Annotated in this window: 19 protein-coding genes; 13 read left to right on the top strand and 6 right to left on the bottom strand. The window is 61.5% G+C overall.

The window, feature by feature from the left end:
* On the bottom strand, positions 1-1,142 hold a 1,142-nt coding region (locus ACESMW_RS10900), incomplete at its 3' end, for a glutamate-5-semialdehyde dehydrogenase (protein WP_372987066.1).
* A gap of 161 nt (positions 1,143-1,303) precedes the next feature.
* On the opposite strand from ACESMW_RS10900, the gene ACESMW_RS10895 reads away from it, so the two are divergent.
* From ACESMW_RS10895 to ACESMW_RS10885, 3 genes are read left to right on the top strand one after another with little or no spacing between them, the layout of a single operon-like run.
* Entirely contained in the window at positions 1,304-2,317 is a 1,014-nt protein-coding gene (locus tag ACESMW_RS10895; RefSeq protein ID WP_372987065.1) for a GGDEF domain-containing protein, read from the top strand.
* Positions 2,314-3,312 (top strand): GGDEF domain-containing protein, encoded by a 999-nt coding sequence (locus ACESMW_RS10890; protein ID WP_372987064.1) that lies wholly within the window; start codon positions 2,314-2,316, stop codon positions 3,310-3,312. The genes ACESMW_RS10895 and ACESMW_RS10890 overlap by 4 nt, the downstream gene beginning before the upstream one ends.
* Entirely contained in the window at positions 3,309-4,811 is a 1,503-nt protein-coding gene (locus ACESMW_RS10885) for a bifunctional DedA family/phosphatase PAP2 family protein (RefSeq protein WP_372987063.1), read from the top strand. The genes ACESMW_RS10890 and ACESMW_RS10885 overlap by 4 nt, the downstream gene beginning before the upstream one ends.
* Here ACESMW_RS10885 and ACESMW_RS10880 read toward each other — a convergent pair.
* Together ACESMW_RS10880 and ACESMW_RS10875 are read right to left on the bottom strand one after the other, a co-directional pair.
* Complete coding sequence (locus tag ACESMW_RS10880) at positions 4,768-5,346, bottom strand: LON peptidase substrate-binding domain-containing protein (RefSeq protein ID WP_372987068.1); 579 nt, start codon at positions 5,344-5,346, stop codon at positions 4,768-4,770. The two genes, ACESMW_RS10885 and ACESMW_RS10880, sit on opposite strands and share 44 nt — an antisense overlap.
* Before the next feature lie 11 nt (positions 5,347-5,357).
* Complete coding sequence (locus ACESMW_RS10875) at positions 5,358-6,614, bottom strand: HDOD domain-containing protein (RefSeq protein WP_372987062.1); 1,257 nt, start codon at positions 6,612-6,614, stop codon at positions 5,358-5,360.
* A 161-nt stretch (positions 6,615-6,775) separates the two neighbouring features.
* Here ACESMW_RS10875 and ilvD point away from each other — a divergent pair, with 161 nt between their 5' ends.
* Positions 6,776-8,611, top strand: a complete 1,836-nt coding sequence (gene ilvD / locus ACESMW_RS10870) for a dihydroxy-acid dehydratase (protein WP_372987061.1) — start codon at positions 6,776-6,778, stop codon at positions 8,609-8,611.
* A 77-nt stretch (positions 8,612-8,688) separates the two neighbouring features.
* On the opposite strand, the gene ACESMW_RS10865 is transcribed toward ilvD, so the two are convergent.
* The gene (locus tag ACESMW_RS10865; protein ID WP_372987060.1) at positions 8,689-9,099 is read right to left on the bottom strand and encodes a peptidoglycan-binding domain-containing protein; all 411 of its coding nucleotides are present in this window, start codon (positions 9,097-9,099) and stop codon (positions 8,689-8,691) included.
* Between the two features lie 98 nt (positions 9,100-9,197).
* The gene (locus ACESMW_RS10860; RefSeq protein WP_372987059.1) at positions 9,198-10,313 is read right to left on the bottom strand and encodes an AI-2E family transporter; all 1,116 of its coding nucleotides are present in this window, start codon (positions 10,311-10,313) and stop codon (positions 9,198-9,200) included.
* 147 nt (positions 10,314-10,460) lie between these two features.
* Here ACESMW_RS10860 and ACESMW_RS10855 point away from each other — a divergent pair, with 147 nt between their 5' ends.
* From ACESMW_RS10855 to ACESMW_RS10845, 3 genes are all read left to right on the top strand, one after another.
* Entirely contained in the window at positions 10,461-10,814 is a 354-nt protein-coding gene (locus ACESMW_RS10855; protein WP_372987058.1) for a hypothetical protein, read from the top strand.
* A 77-nt stretch (positions 10,815-10,891) separates the two neighbouring features.
* Positions 10,892-11,140: a hypothetical protein gene (locus ACESMW_RS10850; protein WP_372987057.1), complete on the top strand. Its 249-nt coding sequence runs from the start codon at positions 10,892-10,894 to the stop codon at positions 11,138-11,140.
* A gap of 122 nt (positions 11,141-11,262) precedes the next feature.
* Positions 11,263-12,162, top strand: a complete 900-nt coding sequence (locus ACESMW_RS10845; RefSeq protein WP_372987056.1) for a haloalkane dehalogenase — start codon at positions 11,263-11,265, stop codon at positions 12,160-12,162.
* Between the two features lie 46 nt (positions 12,163-12,208).
* On the opposite strand, the gene ACESMW_RS10840 is transcribed toward ACESMW_RS10845, so the two are convergent.
* On the bottom strand, positions 12,209-12,802 hold the full coding sequence (locus ACESMW_RS10840) for a phenylacetic acid degradation protein PaaY (RefSeq protein ID WP_372987055.1): 594 nt from the start codon (positions 12,800-12,802) through the stop codon (positions 12,209-12,211).
* A gap of 570 nt (positions 12,803-13,372) precedes the next feature.
* Here ACESMW_RS10840 and paaG point away from each other — a divergent pair.
* From paaG to paaA, 6 genes are all read left to right on the top strand, one after another.
* The gene (paaG, locus tag ACESMW_RS10835; protein ID WP_372987054.1) at positions 13,373-14,164 is read left to right on the top strand and encodes a 2-(1,2-epoxy-1,2-dihydrophenyl)acetyl-CoA isomerase PaaG; all 792 of its coding nucleotides are present in this window, start codon (positions 13,373-13,375) and stop codon (positions 14,162-14,164) included.
* A gap of 3 nt (positions 14,165-14,167) precedes the next feature.
* The gene (gene paaH / locus ACESMW_RS10830; protein ID WP_372987053.1) at positions 14,168-15,688 is read left to right on the top strand and encodes a 3-hydroxyacyl-CoA dehydrogenase PaaH; all 1,521 of its coding nucleotides are present in this window, start codon (positions 14,168-14,170) and stop codon (positions 15,686-15,688) included.
* A complete protein-coding gene (gene paaI / locus ACESMW_RS10825; RefSeq protein ID WP_372987052.1) occupies positions 15,685-16,146 on the top strand; it encodes a hydroxyphenylacetyl-CoA thioesterase PaaI in 462 nt (153 codons plus the stop codon). Before paaH ends, paaI begins: the two co-directional genes overlap by 4 nt.
* A complete protein-coding gene (gene pcaF, locus ACESMW_RS10820; RefSeq protein WP_372987051.1) occupies positions 16,143-17,390 on the top strand; it encodes a 3-oxoadipyl-CoA thiolase in 1,248 nt (415 codons plus the stop codon). Before paaI ends, pcaF begins: the two co-directional genes overlap by 4 nt.
* 57 nt (positions 17,391-17,447) lie before the next feature.
* The gene (gene paaK / locus ACESMW_RS10815) at positions 17,448-18,755 is read left to right on the top strand and encodes a phenylacetate--CoA ligase PaaK (protein ID WP_372987050.1); all 1,308 of its coding nucleotides are present in this window, start codon (positions 17,448-17,450) and stop codon (positions 18,753-18,755) included.
* A gap of 294 nt (positions 18,756-19,049) precedes the next feature.
* Entirely contained in the window at positions 19,050-20,042 is a 993-nt protein-coding gene (gene paaA, locus ACESMW_RS10810; protein WP_372987049.1) for a 1,2-phenylacetyl-CoA epoxidase subunit PaaA, read from the top strand.
* Positions 20,043-20,047 lie beyond the last annotated feature (5 nt).

Raw genomic sequence — 20,047 nt, 5'->3', positions numbered from 1 at the left:
AGGCCGTATTCAAACCCATCTGCAAAGCGCGTTGACGCATTGACCATCACCGAGCTGGAGTCCACTTCGGTGATAAACCGGCGGGCCCGGGTGTAGTTTTCCGTGATGATACTGTCGGTATGCTGGGAGCTGTAGCGATTGATGTGCTCGATAGCACCATCGAGGCCGCCCACCACCCGAACCGCCAGGATCGGCGCCAGGTATTCCTCCTCCCAGTCTGCTTCGGTGGCTTCTCCGGCACCGGGGACGATGTCACGGGTTTCCGGGCAGCCCCTCAGTTCCACGCCCTTTTCCTCGAAGGCGGAGGCGAGCAGGGGCAGGATATCCGCTGCCACTTCCCGGTCCACCAGCAGGGTTTCCATGGTGTTGCAGGTACCATAGCGCTGGGTCTTGGCGTTGACCGCCACTTTCAGCGCCTTCTCCGGATCGGCATGGCTGTCGATATAGACATGACACACGCCGTCCAGGTGCTTGATGACCGGCACCCTGGCATCCCGGCTGATCCGTTCAATCAGGCCCTTGCCGCCCCGGGGCACGATGACATCGACATACCGGGGCATGGTGATCAGCTCACCGACGGCGGCACGGTCCGTGGTCCTGACCACCTGCACGGCGGTCTCGGGCAGCCCCGCCGTGGCAAGGCCCGTCGCCAGACAGGCGGCAATGGCCTGGTTGGAATGAATGGCCTCGGAACCGCCACGCAGGATGGTGGCATTACCCGATTTCAGACACAGGCTCGCTGCTTCAACAGTGACGTTGGGACGGGATTCATAGATGATGCCGATCACCCCCAGGGGCACCCGCATCTTGCCGACCTGAATGCCGGACGGACGATAGGTCATACCGGTGATTTCGCCAATCGGGTCCGTCAACGAGGCCACCTGTCTCAACCCTTCGATCATTGCGTCAATACGCTGCGGGGTCAGTTCCAGCCGGTCCAGCATGGCGGCATCGAGGCCATTCTCGCGCCCCTTCTCGAGATCCTTGCTGTTGGCAACCGCCAGTTCGTTGCGAGCGGCATCAAGGGCCTCCGCCGTAGCCAGCAAAGCCTGGTTGCGCGTGGCCGTGGTTGACCTGGCCACCTGTGTGGCAGCCGCTCGCGCCTGCTGGCCGACCTCGGCCATGTATGCTGCTATATCCATCCCGTGTCCTTGCTACCTTGTCAGTCAAATTCAGGAATAAGGGCCTAACTTTACCTTTCCCGTTTCAAGTACGCATCCCAAACCATTATTATACCGCTGCGCTATGCTTCATACTCAAGGAGCCTCTGATTAATGGACACCCGGGAGAGGAAGGACACACCATGGCCCAGACGGCCGATAAATTCCTGTTGACCAGGTTGTCACGAGCCGGGTTCGTGGCATTTCTGGCCATTACCCTGCTGAGTGCCCTGCTCGGCCAGCCCCTGATGGCGGCGGTTGCCGCTGCGGCGGCCGGCATTGTCATCAGCGGCCGGACCTTTCATCCGGCCCGGGCAAAACGGCCCTGGCCCCTGATACAACGGCTTTTTTTCCTGGTCCTCACATTTTTGCTGCTGTCCGGATTCGTGGTGGGCCCCTGGGCCCTGACTCACTGGCTCTACGCCATTCCCCTGGTCGCCTTCTCGCTGTTCCCGCCCGCCGCCGCCATGATCCTGGCCCTGGCAGTGACCATCCTGGCGATGGCAGGCGTCTGGTGGGCGACTGGCCTGCCCGACCGGCACCAGATGATCAGCGCCTTTCTACTCACGCTGCTGCTGTCCGGCCTGCTGGTGTTTCTCCGTGAATACAAGAGCCGCCAGCTTGCGCCGTTGCGGCGCACGGACGAGCTGACCCAGGCCGCCAGCCGGGAGTACCTGTCCGCGGATCTGCACAAGGAGATCCAGCGCAGTGAGCGGGAAGGCACGGACATGTCCGTCATCATGATCGGGCTGGACACTCATCTGAGCGACAACGAACGGGACGAGGACATCCGCTCGATCCTGCCCCGTATTGGCCGCTACCTGCATTCGCAGTTGCGCGACTTCGATACCTATTACCGGGTGGCGGACCTGCAGTTCCTGGTCATCCTGCCCGGCATCGGCACCAATAACGCCCTGGACCGGGCCGAGACCATCCGTGCCGGGCTGCAGACGCTGCTCAAATCCCACGGAATGCGCCTGACCGTGAGCACCGGCATTGCCGGGCTGAATATCGGCGATGACGCCGACAGCCTGCAACAGAGCGCTGCCCACGCTCTGCGTCGAGCCCAGCAACAGGGCGGCAACCGGACTCAGGTGTACAGCGCCTGGTCACAGCAGAACCACGGCATCGCCGGGCAGGAGCGGCCGGCATCATGACCGAAACCCGCCTGAGAACCTGGACCCACAGTGCCGGCTACGTGCTGGCCACCGTGTTCATTGCCAGCCTGGCCGGCCAGAACCTGCGCTATGGTTTCTACGACCTGTTCTACCTGGCTTCCGGAATGGCCATTCTCACCACCGCCGGACTGATCTACACCGTCATCAACCGCCGACACCAACTCGCGTCTCAGGGGCACCTGATCATCCTGTCCGGACTTAACAGTGGACTGGTGGCAGCCCTGATCACCATGGACGGCCCGGGCATCAGCCACTGGGCGATGCCCCTGCTGGTATTGAACCTGCTCATCCTGCCTCTGCGCCAGGGCGTGGGATTGTCGGTGTTGCTGCTGGTACCGCTCGCAGTGACCCTGTTCCTGAAGCACCCGGCCAGTGAAGCCATGACCATCACCACCGGCCTCCTGATCCTGCTTACCGTAACCGGCCTCTACACCTGGCATTACGGCCACATGGCCCAGTCCGCAGAAGATCTGGCGATCACGGATCCCGTCACCGGCGCCCACAATGCCCGCTTCCTGGACGAAACCCTGCAGAAAGAGATCAGCCGGGCCATCGCCACCGGGCACCCGCTTTCGGTTATCCACCTTGGCCTGGACTATGCGGACGAAGCCCGGGACCTGCATGGCGAGGACGCGATCCAGGCGGTATTCCGCGATATGACCCAGCATCTGTTCGGCGTCATCCGCGCGGGAGACACCCTGTACACACTGGACAACGCGGAATTCTTCCTGGTCCTGCCGTTCACCCCCGAGGAAGGGGTACGGGTGATTGCGGAGCGTATCCGGCGGAACATTGCCGAACACCAGTGGCCTGTTCTCGGCAAGGCCACAGTGAGTCTCGGATGCACCACCCGAGGCAGTGGCGATACCCGTACCGATACGCTGCGCAAACGCGCCCGACAGGCACTTGAAGAGGCCCGCAAGCGTGGCGCTGATTCCGCCTGGTTCAGCCCGGGAGAGACCATCGAGGCATGAGCACCGCCTGGCTGACAGAGCTGACGGCGTGGCTATCAGCCAATCCCGGGCTGTTGGCCGGTGCCCTGTTCCTGACCGCATTCATCGAGTCCCTGGCGATCGCGGGCATTATCGTGCCCGGGGTTGCAATCCTGTTTGCAGTTGCCGCCCTGGCGGGCAAATCCGGCATGCCACTGACCGAGGCACTGGTCTGGGCAGGGCTGGGGGCGGTTGCCGGCGACAGCGTGAGTTTCGCCCTTGGGCGCCAGTTACAGGGCCGGCTCACTTCGGTCTGGCCTCTGAGTCGCTTCCCGGTGCTGATCAACAAGGGCGAAGCCTTTTTCCACCGGCATGGGGGCAAGAGCGTGGTGATCGGGCGCTTTATCGGCCCCATCCGCCCCATTATTCCGCTGATCGCCGGCGCCCTCTGGATGCCGTGGCGACGGTTCCTGGGCTTCAACATTGCCTCCGCCATCGGCTGGGCCCCGGTCTACATCCTGCCCGGCTTTCTTGTCGGCAGCGCCCTTCAGAGTGAACTGCGTCCTCCCGCACACTTCTATGCCGTCATGGGCGTCAGCCTCGCGGCCCTGCTCGTGGTCTATCTGATCCTGATCCGCTTCCAGATGGGGCTGGGGGAAGGAGGCCGGGCCTACCGGTGGTTCGAGCAGCGGATGCGGCAGTATGAATTGTCGCACCGGTTCTGGCGTCTCTACACCAATGACCGGCCGGCCCGGGAAGGAGAATTTCCGCTGGCCTCCGTACTGATGGCGGTGGCGGCGTCCGGACTGCTGCTGATCTGGGGGCAGCTGGCCGTAACCGGCGCACTGGAACCCTTCAACCAGTTGACCCTTGAGTGGTTCCGCCAGCTTCGGCAACCCCTGCTCGATGGCCCGGCCATCACCGTTACCCTCATCGGTGACCCCGCGGTACTGGTGACAGCGTCCCTGCTGGCGGTCCTGGTGCTCGGTTTCCGGGGATATTATGCCGCTGCGCTGCATATACTGTTCGCCGCCGCCCTGACCCTCGTCCTGGTCTGGCTGCTGAAGTCGACTCTGGGCATCCCACGCCCGGACCAGGTATTCCAGCCACCGTCTTCCGGGGCTTTTCCCAGCGGTCACAGCGCCGGAATTACCGTGTTTGTCACCATGCTGGCAGGTTTTGTGGCCGGGGAAACCCGACACCGGAAACGCTGGCAGGCCTATGTGCTGTTTTCGTTACCGCTGCTGCCGGTGGCCGTCAGCCGCCTGTATCTTGGGGTGCACTGGTTCACGGATATCATCGGGGGAATCCTGCTGGGGCTGGCAACTACCGGCCTGGTGCGGGCCAGCTACAGCCGTTTTGATCGGGTGCCCATCCACACCGATGGCTTTACCCTCGCGGCCCTGCTGCTGTGGAGTCTTTTTACTGCTGGCTATCTCCATGACCGCTGGCCCGAAGCCGTGGAGGAGTATTCCCGACAGCCGGTCACCGAGCAGACTACCCCTCTTCCAGGGCCTCCAGCAGACCCTGCAGGCGGCTGAGCCGTTCCAGAGGATCCTGAAGTTCCACCAGGCGCTGCTTTTCCTGTTTGTCCAGGGGCAGAAGTTCCGTCAATCGCCAACCCACATCCCGGGCATCCTCGTAGTCCACATCCATGGAAAGGTCGCGGATGACCGGGTGCCTGAACAGAGCCTGCAGCACCGAGGGCAGCTCGATGTATCGCTCGGGAACATCACTCCATGCCTCCTCAAGCAGGCATTCCACATCGCCGACATTGAGACCGTCATCCTGCTGCCAGCTGCGGACCACGGACACCTTGGTCTCGCCCTCGACGGTAATGCCCAGCAGCCCGTTCTCGAGCTGCTGAAAATCAATGATCCGGACGTAGGTCCCGATATCATAGAAGCGCGCAACCGGGCCGGTCTCCTCGCCATCCCTCAGCAGCACCACCACGAATCCCCGGTCCTCCTTGAGGCAACGGGTCAGCATATCGATGTAGCGCGGCTCAAACAGCTGAAGTGGAATACGTCCCCGGGGCAGGACAATGGAATTCAGGGGAAAGAGGGGGACATGCATGATTGGCTTGGTCATCGAGTCGACAGCAAAAGTTGCGTTTGCTCTACCCTCGCCCTGGCTTCGGCAAGAAGCTCCTGGCTGCGGGAGGCACCGGGCTCCGACCCACCCAGTCGCGCGAGCGCGGGCACCTGGTTCAGGGCTGGAAGCTCGCCATTCTGGCTTGAGCCGATCATGGAATGCAACCGGGCGGCGATCACCACATCCACCAGCTGCGGACTCTTGTCGGGACACTCATAATGCCAATCCTCTCCATGACCCACCGCCTCCACCAGAGATGGCGGGCAACCCCAGTTCTCGAGCAGGGCAGTGCCGAACTCTGCCCGCAATTGTCTACTGACAGACTGCAGCCTGGCTTCATTGGACCACAGGCCCGGGTGATGCTCCGCCAGAAGCAGCAACGGCACTCTGCCGATATCATGCAGCAGCCCGGCCAGCTCTGCCCCATCGCGATCCGGGCCCTCGATTTGATCGGCCAGCAGCCAGCACAGTGCAGCCAGTTCCCGGGATTGCTGACTGAGCTTCAGCATTTCCCTCTGCAGACTCAGCTGCCGGCTTCTGAAAACGTCCCTCAGGGCGAACTCGGACACCAGTTGCCGTGTGGTACGCATACCGAGCCGGCTGACCGCCTCGTGAACACTGTGGACACCACCCAAACCTCGGTACACAGGGCTGTTGCAGGCTCGTACCAGCTTGGCGGCCATGGCCGGATCGGCCGCCACCGCCATGGCCAGTTTCTTCTCCGAGAGCCCTTCCCGGGCCGCGGTGCGGCGTATTTTCCATGCCATATCGGGCACGCTGGGCAAACGGATATGGTTGGAGCGCAGTTCCGAATTGAATTCCATTCGCAGCCGATGCTCGGCACTGCCCGAGGCAACCCAGTCACCAGAAGACTCCATTTCCACCTGGCTGACCGGAGCCGAATTCAGGAAGCCATTGAGTATGTCCTGCTCGATCACCAGAAATTCGCTGGACCTGATGGCAACCACCTCGTACATGCGGGGCTGCAGCCGCGCAATGGGATTGATCGCTTTTTCCGTCTCCGCCTCGATGATCGATTTGCGACCATCCTTGGCGTGCAGTTCCACGGCGCCGCTGATGAGAAAAAAATCCAGGCCATCCCGCACGCCCTGCTCGATTACGGTCTCGCCAGGATTGTGGCAGCGACGCTCAGCGCGGTTAACCAGCAGGACCAGCTGATCGGCGGTCAGCCGGTTCAGGGGGTAGAAGCTTTTCAGGCGACCCAGAGGCAGGCGTTCCCGGCCAGCCATAGACGAACTCCTTCTCCGCTCAGCAGAACGCAGCAATCTTCCGGTTCATGTCTTGTTTATAGTCACCAGCCGGGGCAAAAACAACCATGCGCGCCGGGCCTAATCTGGTATCCTCTGTTTTTTACGGAATTTGTCAGGACACAAGAGAGAGACCAGAACTCATGCCTCAGTATCGTTCGCGGACATCCACAGCCGGCCGCAACATGGCCGGTGCCCGCGCCCTCTGGCGCGCTACCGGAATGAAAAACGAGGATTTCGGCAAACCGATCATCGCGGTTGCCAACTCGTTCACCCAGTTCGTACCCGGCCATGTGCACCTGAAAGATCTGGGGCAGCTGGTGTGCCGCGAAATCGAAGCTGCCGGCGGCGTGGCCAAGGAATTCAACACCATTGCCGTGGATGACGGCATCGCCATGGGCCATGACGGCATGCTCTACTCCCTGCCCTCGCGGGAGATCATCGCCGACTCGGTGGAGTACATGGTCAATGCCCACTGTGCCGACGCCCTGGTGTGCATTTCCAACTGCGACAAGATCACCCCGGGGATGCTGATGGCCGCCATGCGCCTGAACATCCCGACCATCTTTGTTTCCGGCGGCCCCATGGAGGCCGGCAAGACCAAGCTGTCCGAGCATAAACTGGACCTGGTGGACGCCATGGTCATCGCCGCAGATCCGAACGCCAGCGACGAGCAGGTGGAAGAATATGAGCGCAGTGCCTGCCCGACCTGTGGCTCCTGCTCCGGCATGTTCACGGCCAACTCCATGAACTGCCTGACCGAGGCCATCGGCCTGGCCCTGCCAGGCAACGGCTCGCTGCTGGCCACCCATGCTGACCGCGAACAGCTGTTCCTCAAGGCCGGGCGCCAGATCGTCGAGAACGCCCGCCGCTACTACGAGGAAAACGACGCCAGCGTCCTGCCCCGCAGCATCGGCTCCGAGGCCGCTTTCGAGAACGCCATGACCATGGACATCGCCATGGGCGGATCCACCAACACCATCCTGCACCTGCTGGCGGCGGCCCAGGAAGGCGGGGTGAATTTCGATATGGCCGACATCGACCGGCTCTCCCGCCATGTGCCGCAGTTGTGCAAGGTGGCGCCCAACTCCCCGAAATACCACATGGAAGACGTCCACCGTGCCGGCGGCATCATGGGCATCCTGGGTGAACTGGAGCGGGGCAAGCTGATCAACACCGACCTGCCCACCGTTCACAGCAAGACCATGAAAGAAGCCCTGGAAACCTGGGACATCATGCGCTCGCCGACCCCGGAAGTGGTGGAGTTCTACAAGGCCGGTCCGGCGGGCATTCCCACCCAGACAGCCTTCAGCCAGAGCACCCGCTGGCCGAGCCTGGACGGTGACCGGGAGAACGGCTGCATCCGTTCCGTGGCCAATGCCTACTCGACCGAGGGCGGCCTGGCCGTGCTCTATGGCAACATCGCCCGGGACGGCTGCGTGGTGAAAACCGCCGGTGTCGATGAAAGTATCTACGTGTTCGAAGGCAAGGCGCGGGTGTTCGAGAGCCAGGACTCGGCAGTCGCCGGCATCCTCGGCGACGAAGTGAAACCCGGCGAAGTGGTCATCATCCGGTACGAAGGCCCCCGCGGAGGACCCGGCATGCAGGAAATGCTCTACCCCACCAGCTACCTGAAATCCAAGGGGCTGGGCAAGGATTGCGCCCTGCTCACGGACGGTCGATTCTCCGGCGGCACCTCGGGGCTCTCGATCGGCCACGCCTCCCCGGAAGCGGCAGCCGGCGGGGAAATTGGCCTGATCGAGAATGGCGACACCATCCTGATCGACATTCCCAACCGCTCCATCAATGTTCAGCTCGACCAGCAGGAGCTGGATCGTCGCCGGGAAGCCCGGGACGCCAAGGGCTGGAAGCCGGATCTGCCGCGCGACCGCAAGGTCTCGGCGGCGCTCAAGGCCTACGCATTGCTGGCCACCAGTGCCGACAAGGGCGCGGTTCGGGATCTGTCGAAACTCGACTGACCTCTTCCGGACAGCCAGCAAAAAGCCCGCAGGGTATCAACCCGGCGGGCTTTTTTATGAACGGCGAACCGGCGGCACTACCAGAGCGACCAACCACCGTCTTCATCTTCCTCGATGGCGTCCTTTTCTCCGGATTCCTTCGCCGGCTCGGCCGAAGCGGCGCTCGATGCCGAGTCTTCCGCACCCTGCGATCCGCTCTGGGCGGGCGCCGCAGCAACCTGCACAGTGATCATCCCCAGTGCCTTGCGGGTTTCCTCGTTCAGGGCACCGGTAGCCTCTAGACCGTGATTTTTCTGGAATTGGGTCAACGCGGCACGGGTCTTGTCATCCATGCCCGAACTGACTTTCGTGATGTCGTAACCGGCACCATACAGGGCGTTCTTCACCGCTACGGTGTCATCTGCCTGGGCCATGGGCGCAAGGCCCAGCATAGCCGCCACACCGGCTGCAGCCAGAAGGCGACCGGGATAACGGGTCGTTTTCTTCATGGTTCTCACCTGTACTACTCCTGACGCCTGGATGGCATCGGTTTTTCTTGTTGTGTGGTGCCTATCTCCACAAGCTGGGGCAAACAATGAATACCCTATCATAGTTTGCCATCGGGACGATTGCCGTGGTTCTCATCTTCGGGGCCGGCGTCCGGATGAAGCACCGCCTGGGACTCGTGCCCGAATTCCCGGATGAAAATCCCCCAGAAAGCCATGAACAGGGCCGCAACCAACGGGCCCATGACAAACCCGTTGATACCGAACATGACAATGCCACCGAGCGTCGACAGCAGCACAATGTAATCCGGCAGCTTGGTGTCACGACCCACCAGAAGCGGCCGCAGGAGGTTATCGGCAAGGCCGATAACCACCACGCCGAACACGGTCAGGATAAGGGCGGGAACAACATCCCCGACCGCCGCCAGGTAGATCGCCGCCGGCACCCAGACCAGGGCCGCCCCGACCGCCGGCAACAGTGACACGATGGCCATGACCACGCCCCAAAGCAGCGCACCGGTAATTCCCAGAATCCAGAAGATCAGCCCCCCCAGGGCGCCCTGGATAATGGCGATCAACAGGTTGCCCTTGACCGTGGCCCGGGTCACCTCGGCGAACTTGGCAAACAGCAGCCGCTCGCGCTCATCGCCCAGGGGCAGCGCCCGTATGATCAACTCGACCAGTTGGTGGCCATCCCGCAAAAGGAAGAAGGCCAGGTAAACCATCAGGGCCAGGCCCATAAAGAACTGGAAGGTATTCTGGCCGATCCCCAGGGCCTGCTTGGCGAGGAACTGGCTGCCGCCAACGAACAGGTTGACAGCCCGGTCCCGTAACTCGGTAAAGCTGATATCAAACTGCGCCAGGAATGCCTGGATCGCGGGGAAGGACTGGTTGACCTGATCGATGTACTCCCCGGGGCGGATCTCGCCGCGCTGGATCTGCTGGTAGATGTCCACTCCCTGTGCCACCAGGGAGGTCACCAGCACCAGCACCGGAATCACCACAATCACCATGCAGATCACCAGTGTAATCAAGGCATTGGTATTTGGCCGTTCGCCGAGCCAGCGGACCAGCAGGTTCTGGACCGGATGGAAAATGAGCGCGATCGCCACTGCCCAGAAAATGGGGCCGAAGAAGGGCTTCATCAGAAACACGAACGCCAGGGAAACCCCGACCAGCAAGGCCAGAAAAGTCCGTGTTTCAAGTTTTGCGTACATAGGTCAGTTCTTCCCAAAGCTGTGAACGGTAACCGCGGGTCTGTGCGGCCACTCCGGCCCGATAGCCTACCACGATGACATGGCCACTGTAGCCTGCTTCAGGTTATAGTGGTCGGTTACGGATTAACCGACAAACGAGTCACATTATTGGAACTGGAAACCTTTACCACCGAAACCGCACTAGACGCCGCGACGGAACTTCAACGCGTGCTGGCGGCAAGGACCCATCGCCGAAAGGTGATGGGGCAGGAGGTGCTGGTGCCCGGTCAGCTCGGGGAGGCTCTGCAACTCCCCAGGATCATCAATCGGCTGCAGAGCAAACAACAGAAGCAACGGGAACAGGGCCTGGACGATTTCCAGGAGCTCTGGCCCACCCTGTCCCCGCGTACTCGCCAGAAAGTGCTTGAGGCCATTGGCTGGTACGACCCCAAGGAGCTTGACTGGGAAGACAAACGCTCCAACCGGCGGCCGGTGGTCGATCCGGATAAAGGATCCGTATAGAGATGGAAATCTCAGCGAAAGGCCGACTCTGTATTGTCATACTCTGGCCCTAGTCTGAAACTATCAGGAGGATATTTATGACTGAACATACCCATTACAAGGCCATTCTCGCCGAAGGCAGTGCGGTACCAACCCTGCTTTGCGGCCATTGCAGGTCCATTCTTTCCCGCGCCCGCATGTTCCGCAACGAAGGCGAGAACCAGCAGGACACCCAGTGCCGCGTCCTGGCCCTGTGCTCGGCGGACGATTGCGGTGCCGTGAACTGCTGTGACGACGCCATGGCAGAAATCGAAAACCCGGAGCGCCTGCTCGACCTCGCCTGCTGAAGCAAACGGGCAACGCACTGTTACGCAACTCAAACACATGAAACAGCCTTCTGATTTATCCTGACTTGCGAGAATTGTCATAACGGCAATTGCGCAACCTATCAGTCAGGACAGTCGATGGCATGCGTATTCTGAGAACCGACGAAGCCCGCTTCCAGGGTCTGCCGGATTACCCTTTTTCTCCCAACTATCTCGACGTAGAGCCCAACCTGAGAATGCACTACGTCGATGAAGGCCCCCGCGGTGCTTCACCTGTGCTGATGCTGCATGGCGAGCCATCCTGGTCCTACCTGTACCGGCACATGATTCCGCTCATTGCCGCTGCCGGCCACCGGGCTCTTGCCCCGGATCTGATCGGCTTCGGCAAATCGGACAAACCGGCGGCAATGGCAGACTACAGCTACGAGCGCCATATGGCGTGGCTGGGCAGCTGGATCGAAAAGCTGGACCTCCGGGACATCACACTGGTGTGCCAGAACTGGGGATCGTTGCTCGGGCTCCGCCTGGCAGCCGAACACCCCCACCGGTTCCGCTGTATTATCGTGGGTAACGGGATGCTTCCTACCGGCGAAACCCGGGCACCGGCGATGTTTTCCCTATGGAAAGCCTTTGTCACCCACAGCCCCTGGCTGCCGGTCGGTCGCATCGTCCAGCTGGGTACCGAACGGACCCTTAGCAGGGCCGAGCAGGCAGCCTACGAGGCGCCCTTCCCTTCAACCGAATACAAGGCCGGTGCCCGCGCCTTTCCGAAACTGGTTCCGGTATCCAGGGACGACCCGGCCGGACAGGCCAATCGGGAGGCCTGGAGGGTACTGGAGAAATGGCGCAAACCGTTCATTACCTGCTTCAGCAGTGGCGACCCCATCACCCGGGGAGAAGACCGCTACATGCAGCGTCGGATTCCCGGCGCCCACGGCCAGCCTCACATCACCCTGCGGGGCGGCCACTTCCTGCAGGAGGACTCCCCCGAGGATTTCGCGCGTATCATTATCGATGCCCTGAAATCAGAAATGGCGGCCTGAGCCGCCATTTCCATGCCTGGTTCCGGGGTTCCCGGAGCTCCGCCCATCAGGACTGGTGCTTGGGCTGGTACTGGCCGGCGTCGACTCGGGGACGGTCCGGCTCACCTTTCTCCAGAGGCTGACACTCCACCAGGCTTGCCAGTGAGCGGCGGGTCAGTCGCTGGTATTCCTCGGTACCCTTTTTCTTCCAGTCCACTTCCTTGTCACTCAGCGTGCGCAAGACCTTGGCGGGCGAACCGACGATCAGGGACGCGGGCTCGCACTGGAATTTGGCCTTGACCAGCGCTCCGGCCCCGACAATGGAACGGGGCGCGATGTGGGCCTCATCCATCACAACCGCATTCATCCCGACCATCGCGTCCTCACCCACGATGCAACCATGCAGGATTGCGCCGTGACCAACGTGACCGTTCTTCTCGATCACCGTGTCCATACCCGGGAAGGCATGCATCACACAGGTATCCTGGATGTTGGATCCTTCCTTGAGGACAACTCGCCCGAAATCACCCCGCAAACAGGCAGCCGGCCCCACGTAGCAGTCCGGTCCGATCCAGACATCACCAATCAGCACGGCACTCGGGTGAACATAAGCGGTGGGGTGGACAACCGGGACAACACCTTCAATGCTGTATACGGGCATAACTTTCTCCTGTTGGCAGGGGGACCGGCACGCAGCCTTATGGAACCCAAAACGATTGTTGTGATTCATTTTCCGTATCACATTATCCGTTTTTGTATGGAATTTCATGTCCACAGGCTGCTTAACAAGGATCAATTACCTTCGAATTGGCTATAAAAAACTCAAAGCCAGAATTTATTTTTCTTTATTTTCATCAAGATAAACGGGTAATTCATCCCCAGACTGCCAAAGTGATACAGAAGTCGATACCACGAGTCCTTGACGGGTATCAATTCTGAGATATACTCATTCACGCATTCGGCCCTGACAGACCAGATCATCCAGGGCATGCAGCGCCCGGAATCTGACCGGCGAAGCCGGCACCTGAGACAAAAACAAAGTCACACCGGATTGCTTATGCCAAACAACCTGCACATCACGCCCGCAGGAGCGGTAACGGGAATGACCGATACCGCCACTGCAAACCTCCGCCCGGACACCTGTCGCGTGCTCCGGGGGACCTTCGCCATTCCTGTCACGGGACGCTGAGCGTCCCTAACCATTTCTTGCTACCAACAACGGGACAACACCATGACCCAGCCGAGCATCCTTCTTGAAATCGATCAGGGCGTCGCCCTGCTCACCCTGAACCGACCGGACAACCTCAACAGCTTCAATGTCGAGATGCATGAGCGCATGCGCGATGCCATCGACACCGTTCGCAAGGACGAGACCGTTCGGGTGCTGGTGATTACCGGTTCCGGCCGGGGATTCTGTGCCGGCCAGGATCTCTCTGACCGCAGCGTATCCCCGGGTCAGGAGATGCCGGATCTAGGCGCTTCCCTGGAAAACTATTACAACCCGATGATGCGCAGCCTGCGTGACCTGCCCATGCCGGTGCTGTGTGCAGTGAACGGCGTAGCCGCCGGTGCGGGCGCCAACATCGCCCTGGCCTGCGACATTACGCTTGCTGCCCGCTCTGCCAGCTTCGTCCAGGCCTTCTGCAAACTGGGCCTGGTGCCGGATTCCGGCGGAACCTGGACCCTGCCCCGGGTGGCAGGCATGGCCCGCGCCAAGGGCATGGCCCTGCTGGGCGGCAAGATCAGCGCCGAAAAGGCGGAAGACTGGGGCATGATCTGGCAGTGCGTGGACGATGATCAGCTGAGGGAAGAAACCATGAAGCTGGCCCGCCACTTCGCCACCCAGCCCACCAAGGGCCTGGCACTCATCAAGCAGGCCCTGCACGCCAGCGTCAACAACACCTTTGAAGAGCAGATCAACCTCGAACGGGATCTGCAGCGGGAAGCCGGTCGCACAGAAGATTATCGCGAGGGCGTGGCCGCCTTCATGGAAAAACGCACACCGTCTTTCAAGGGGAAATAAACGATGCCGGCACTGGACACCCAAACAAAGGTTGCAGTCATCGGCGCCGGCGCCATGGGCGCGGGCATCGCTCAGGTAGCGGCCCAGGCAGGGCACCACGTATTCCTGCATGACCAGCGCGAAGGGGCCGCCGAGGCCGGACGCGCCGGCATTGCCAAGGTGCTGCAGCGCCGTGTGGACAAGGGCAAGATGGACCAGCAGGACCTGGACGCCCTCCTCGACCGCATCCAGCCGGTGGCCGATCTCTCGGAGGCAGCCGAGAGCGGGCTGGTGATCGAGGCGATCGTGGAGAACCTGGACATCAAACGCGGCCTGCTGGCTGACCTCGAGGCGCTGTGCCGCGAGGACGCCATCCTCGCCACCAACACCTCGTCCATTTCCGTCACCTCCCTGGGTGCCGGCATGAAGCATCCCGGTCGCCTGGTGGGCATGCACTTCTTCAACCCGGCTCCGCTGATGGCGCTGGTGGAAGTGGTGCTGGGCCTGGCCACCGACAAGGCCGTTGCCGAGACCGTATACGATACCGCCAGCAACTGGGGCAAAAAACCGGTTTACGCCACCTCCACCCCCGGCTTCATCGTCAACCGGGTCGCCCGGCCGTTCTACGCCGAGAGCCTGCGCCTGGTCCAGGAACAGGCAGCGGACCCGGCGACCCTTGACGCCCTGATGCGCGAGGCCGGCAACTTCCGCATGGGCGCCTTCGAACTCACCGACCTGATCGGCCATGACGTCAACTACGCGGTAACCAACTCGGTGTTCAACGCCTACTACCAGGACACCCGTTTCCTGCCGTCACTGGTTCAGCAGGAGCTGGTCTCCGCGGGCCATCTTGGTCGCAAGAGCGGCCAGGGCTTCTATAGTTACCAGGAGGGGGCAGAGCGCCCCGAGCCGCAGACCGAAGCTCCGCGCCAGAGCAGCGAATCCGTGGTTATCGTCGAAGGCAGCCTGGGCCCCGCTTCGGCCCTGGTGGATCGCCTGCGTGACGCCGGCCTGAAGATCATCGAGCGGGCGGGCAACGGCCAGCTGCGTTTTGGCCAGGCCGTGCTGGCCCTGACCGACGGCCGTATGGCCACCGAGCGGGCCGCCGAGGAAGGCTGTGCCAACCTGGTGCTGTTCGACCTTGCCTTCAACTATACCGAAGCCTCCCGCCTGGCCATCGCCGCCGCGGAGCAGGCCTCCGCTCAAGCCATCGACGATGCCTGCGCCCTGCTGCAGAAGGCCGGTCTTGCGGTCAGCCGCATTGCCGATCGTCCGGGCCTGGTGATCATGCGCACCGTCGCCATGCTGGCGAACGAAGGTGCCGACGCTCACCTGCACGGAGTAGCCACGGTTGCCGATATCGATCTGGCCATGAAAGCCGGCCTGAATTACCCGGAAGGTCCCCTGAGCTGGAGTGACCGCCTGGGCTCAGGTCGCACCTTCACCGTGCTGACCAACATCCAGAACAGCTACGGCGAGGATCGCTACCGGCCGTCCCTGCTGCTGAGAAAGAACTGTTTTGCCAACAAGGGGTTTTACGCATGAGCACTATCGATCAACAGAAACCCGATCCACAGAAACTGGCGGAAGATTGCGCCGAGTCCATGTTCGCCAGGGACCGGGCCAGCCAGAAACTGGGCATGAAAATCGAATCCGTAGCCCCCGGCAAGGCAATCCTGACCATGACCGTGGGCCCCGACATGATCCAGGGCCACGGCTCCTGCCACGGTGGTTATCTGTTCACCCTGGCGGATTCCGCCTTTGCCTTTGCCTGCAACAGCTATGACCGGGCCACCGTGGCTTCCGGCTGCAGCATTGACTACATGTCCGGCGCCAGAGAGGGCGACCTGCTGACCGCTACCGCAGAAGAGCGTTCCCGTGGCGGCCGTACCGGCATTTACGACATTACCCTGACCAACCAGGACGGCCGCACCGTGGCACTGTTCCGCGGCCGCTCCTATGAAGTTCGCGGCACCGTCCGCAATTCGGAGGACAATTCATGAGCACTGACAACCGCCTGCTGGACGCTTACATCGTCGACGCCATCCGCACCCCCATCGGTCGTTACGGCGGCGCACTTTCCCCGGTCCGGGCTGATGACCTCGGTGCGATTCCGATCAAGGCCCTGGTCGAGCGGCACCCGGACCTGGACTGGTCCAAGGTGGATGATGTGCTCTACGGCTGCGCCAACCAGGCCGGCGAGGACAACCGGGACGTCGCCCGCATGTCCCTGCTGCTGGCCGGGCTGCCGGTGGACGTGCCGGGCAGCACCATCAACCGCCTGTGCGGTTCCGGCATGGATGCGGTCGGCAGCGCCGCCCGCGCCATCCGTACCGGTGAAACCCGCCTAATGATTGCCGGCGGCGTCGAGTCCATGTCCCGTGCGCCCTTCGTGATGGGCAAGGCCGACAGCCCCTTCAGCCGCAAGGCGGAGATCTTTGACACCACCATCGGCTGGCGCTTCGTCAATCCGGTGCTGAAAAAGCAGTACGGCATCGACTCCATGCCGGAGACCGCCGAGAACGTGGCCGAGCAGTTCAACATCTCCCGGGAAGACCAGGATGCCTTCGCCCTGCGCAGCCAGCAGCGCACCGCTGCCGCCCAGGCTGCAGGCATTTTCGCCGACGAGATCACGCCGGTGACCATCCCCCGGCGCAAACAGGATCCGCTGGTGGTGGATACCGACGAGCATCCCCGGGAAACCAGCCTGGAAAAGCTGGCCAAGCTGCCAACCCCCTTCCGCGAGAACGGCACGGTAACCGCCGGCAATGCCTCCGGTGTCAATGACGGCGCCTGCGCCCTGCTGATGGCCGGTGCAGATGCCCTGAAAGAATACGGCCTCAAGCCGCGGGCCCGGATCGTCGCCATGGCCACCGCCGGCGTTGAGCCGCGGATCATGGGTTTTGGCCCGGCTCCGGCCACGCGCAAGGTCCTCAAGACCGCTGGCCTGGAACTGGCTGACATGGACGTGATCGAACTGAACGAAGCCTTTGCCGCCCAGGCGCTGGCCGTCACCCGGGATCTCGGGCTGCCGGACGACGCCGAGCACGTAAACCCGAATGGCGGCGCCATCGCCCTGGGGCATCCGCTGGGTATGAGCGGTGCACGCCTGGTGACCACCGCCCTGAACGAGCTCGAGCGGCGCCACAAGGCCGGCAAGCAAGCCCGTTACGCACTGTGCACCATGTGCATTGGCGTTGGCCAGGGTATCGCATTGATCATCGAGCGCACCGACAGCGCCGAGTAACACCTACATCACCAGTGACACGCTGACTCAAGACACAAGAACACGCAGGATTCGATTATGAGCTTACCTCTGCAGAAAATCGGCAAACTCGACCGCATGGAAACCGCCAGCATCGACGAGCTTCGTCACGAACAGCTCCAGCGCCTGCGCTGGAGTGTGGTCCATGCCTACACCAATGTTCCGTTCTACCGGAAGGCATTTGATGACATCGGCCTGAAGCCCATGGACATCAACTCGCTGGAAGATCTGGCCAAGATCCCGTTCACCACCAAGGCGGACCTGCGCGACAACTACCCGTTCGGTATGTTCGCCACTCCGATGTCTGACGTGGTCCGGGTGCACGCATCCAGTGGTACTACCGGCCAGCCCACGGTTGTTGGCTACACCCAGAGTGACATCAACACCTGGGCCGACATCGTGGCCCGGAGCATCCGCGCCGGCGGCGGCTATCGCGGTGACAAGGTCCACATTTCCTACGGTTATGGCCTGTTCACCGGCGGCCTGGGTGCCCACTATGGTGCCGAGCGTCTGGGTTGTACCGTCATCCCCATGTCCGGCGGCCAGACCGAGAAGCAGGTTCAGCTGCTCAAGGACTTCCAGCCGGACATCATCATGGTGACTCCGTCCTACATGCTGAACATTGCTGACGAGTTGGACCGCCAGGGCATCGATCCGCACAAACTGCCCCTGCGCCTGGGCATCTTCGGTGCCGAGCCCTGGACCAACAGCATGCGCACAGAGCTGGAAGAGCGACTGGGCATCGAGGCCCTGGACATCTACGGCCTGTCCGAGGTCATGGGTCCGGGTGTGGGCATGGAATGCATCGAGACCAAGGACGGCCCGACCATCTGGGAAGACCACTTCTATCCGGAAATCATTGATCCGAACACTGGCGAGGTACTTCCGGACGGCGAGTACGGCGAACTGGTATTCACCTCCCTGACCAAAGTCGCCCTGCCGATCCTGCGTTATCGCACCCGCGACCTGACCCGTCTGCTGCCGGGCACGGCCCGCCCGATGCGTCGTATTGACAAGATCACCGGTCGCAGCGATGACATGCTGATCATCCGTGGTGTGAACGTATTCCCGAGCCAGATCGAGGAGCAGGTGCTCAAGTGCGAGGCACTCGCCCCGCACTACGAGATCGAGGTCTACAAAGAGGGCAACCTGGACTGCGTGGACATCCGTGCCGAACTCAAGCCGGAAGCCGGCATGGGTGACGAGGTACGCGCCAAGGCCGCCAAGGAGCTGGCACACCACATCAAGTCGTACATCGGCATCAGCACCCGTGTAGACGTTGTCGAACCCAACCGTCTGGCCCGTTCCGAAGGCAAGGCCAAGCGTGTTATCGACCGCCGGAAGTAAGCTCCGGTAGCGCCCCGACCGGTCCCCACGACCGGCCGGGGCCCTTACCATCCGGATTATCGGGATTTAATTTAACTCTCTCACAATAGATCTCGATAGTTTTTCATTACGTATCACTTTTTTTAGCTCTACTATCAACTGCTTAACAAGTCATTACGTAACCTTTTAAGCTGACATGACACACAAAATCGTTCCTTGATTTTTATTCAGTATCATTTAATATTGACTAAAATCAGAGAAACATGAAGAGAGCATTCTTGCTCGCAGAACAACAAGCCGAACCGGAGGTATTGTATGTACGCCCAGCTCGTTGAAACCGGAGCCAAGCGCGTCAAGAGCCTGGATGAGATGTCGCCCGAAGAGCGCGCATTCCAGGAAAAGATCGACGCCGAAGTGAAGATCGAACCGAAGAACTGGATGCCGGAGGGCTACCGCAAGACCCTCGTCCGCCAGATTTCCCAGCACGCCCACTCCGAAGTGGTTGGCATGCTTCCGGAAGGCAACTGGGTGACCCGTGCCCCGACCCTCAAGCGCAAGCTACAGCTGATGGCCAAGATCCAGGACGAAGCCGGCCACGGCCTGTACCTGTACAGCGCCATGGAAACCCTCGGCGCGGATCGCGATGAAGAAATCGAGAAGCTGCACCAGGGCAAGGCCAAGTATTCCAGCATCTTCAACTACCCGACCCTGAACTGGGCCGACATGGGTGCCGTGGGCTGGCTGGTGGATGGCGCTGCCATCGTCAACCAGGTGGTCCTGCAGCGCACCTCCTACGGTCCCTACTCCCGTGCCATGATCCGCATCTGTAAGGAAGAGAGCTTCCACCAGCGTCAGGGCTACCAGATCCTGCTGGATATGATGCGTGAGGGCACCGAGGAGCAGAAGCAGATGGTGCAGGACGCCATCAACCGTCTGTGGTGGCCAGCACTGATGATGTTCGGCCCGCACGATGACGAATCCCCGAACTCCCAGCAGTCCATGGCCTGGAAGATCAAGCGCAAGAGCAACGACGAACTGCGCCAGATGTTCATCGACCAGACCGTACCCCAGCTCGAGTACCTGGGCTGCAACGCTCCGGACCCGGACCTGAAGTGGAACGAAGAAACCGGCCACTATGATTTCGGTGAAATCAACTGGCAGGAGTTCTACGACGTTCTCAAGGGCAACGGTCCCTGCAACCGCGAGCGCATCAAAACTCGCAAGAACGCAATTGACGAAGGCGCCTGGGTCCGTGAAGCCGCTGTCGCCTACGCCAAAAAACAAAAACAGCGCGCTGAAGCCGCCTGATACCG

Origin of the sequence: Marinobacter sp., from assembly GCF_041690455.1 — a bacterium.
Lineage (GTDB): Bacteria > Pseudomonadota > Gammaproteobacteria > Pseudomonadales > Oleiphilaceae > Marinobacter.
The sequence above is the reverse complement of the archived record's forward strand: the minus strand, read 5'-3'. Positions and strand labels throughout refer to the sequence as shown.

Bases quoted from the DNA above. Each gene is read 5' to 3' on its own strand.
- ACESMW_RS10895 (WP_372987065.1), top strand. From the start codon at position 1,304: ATGGCCCAGACGGCCGATAAATTCCTGTTGACCAGGTTGTCACGAGCC.
- ACESMW_RS10890 (WP_372987064.1), top strand. From the start codon at position 2,314: ATGACCGAAACCCGCCTGAGAACCTGGACCCACAGTGCCGGCTACGTG.
- ACESMW_RS10885 (WP_372987063.1), top strand. From the start codon at position 3,309: ATGAGCACCGCCTGGCTGACAGAGCTGACGGCGTGGCTATCAGCCAAT.
- ACESMW_RS10880 (WP_372987068.1), bottom strand. From the start codon at position 5,346: ATGCATGTCCCCCTCTTTCCCCTGAATTCCATTGTCCTGCCCCGGGGA.
- ACESMW_RS10875 (WP_372987062.1), bottom strand. From the start codon at position 6,614: ATGGCTGGCCGGGAACGCCTGCCTCTGGGTCGCCTGAAAAGCTTCTAC.
- ilvD (WP_372987061.1), top strand. From the start codon at position 6,776: ATGCCTCAGTATCGTTCGCGGACATCCACAGCCGGCCGCAACATGGCC.
- ACESMW_RS10865 (WP_372987060.1), bottom strand. From the start codon at position 9,099: ATGAAGAAAACGACCCGTTATCCCGGTCGCCTTCTGGCTGCAGCCGGT.
- ACESMW_RS10860 (WP_372987059.1), bottom strand. From the start codon at position 10,313: ATGTACGCAAAACTTGAAACACGGACTTTTCTGGCCTTGCTGGTCGGG.
- ACESMW_RS10850 (WP_372987057.1), top strand. From the start codon at position 10,892: ATGACTGAACATACCCATTACAAGGCCATTCTCGCCGAAGGCAGTGCG.
- ACESMW_RS10845 (WP_372987056.1), top strand. From the start codon at position 11,263: ATGCGTATTCTGAGAACCGACGAAGCCCGCTTCCAGGGTCTGCCGGAT.
- ACESMW_RS10840 (WP_372987055.1), bottom strand. From the start codon at position 12,802: ATGCCCGTATACAGCATTGAAGGTGTTGTCCCGGTTGTCCACCCCACC.
- paaG (WP_372987054.1), top strand. From the start codon at position 13,373: ATGACCCAGCCGAGCATCCTTCTTGAAATCGATCAGGGCGTCGCCCTG.
- paaH (WP_372987053.1), top strand. From the start codon at position 14,168: ATGCCGGCACTGGACACCCAAACAAAGGTTGCAGTCATCGGCGCCGGC.
- paaI (WP_372987052.1), top strand. From the start codon at position 15,685: ATGAGCACTATCGATCAACAGAAACCCGATCCACAGAAACTGGCGGAA.
- pcaF (WP_372987051.1), top strand. From the start codon at position 16,143: ATGAGCACTGACAACCGCCTGCTGGACGCTTACATCGTCGACGCCATC.
- paaK (WP_372987050.1), top strand. From the start codon at position 17,448: ATGAGCTTACCTCTGCAGAAAATCGGCAAACTCGACCGCATGGAAACC.
- paaA (WP_372987049.1), top strand. From the start codon at position 19,050: ATGTACGCCCAGCTCGTTGAAACCGGAGCCAAGCGCGTCAAGAGCCTG.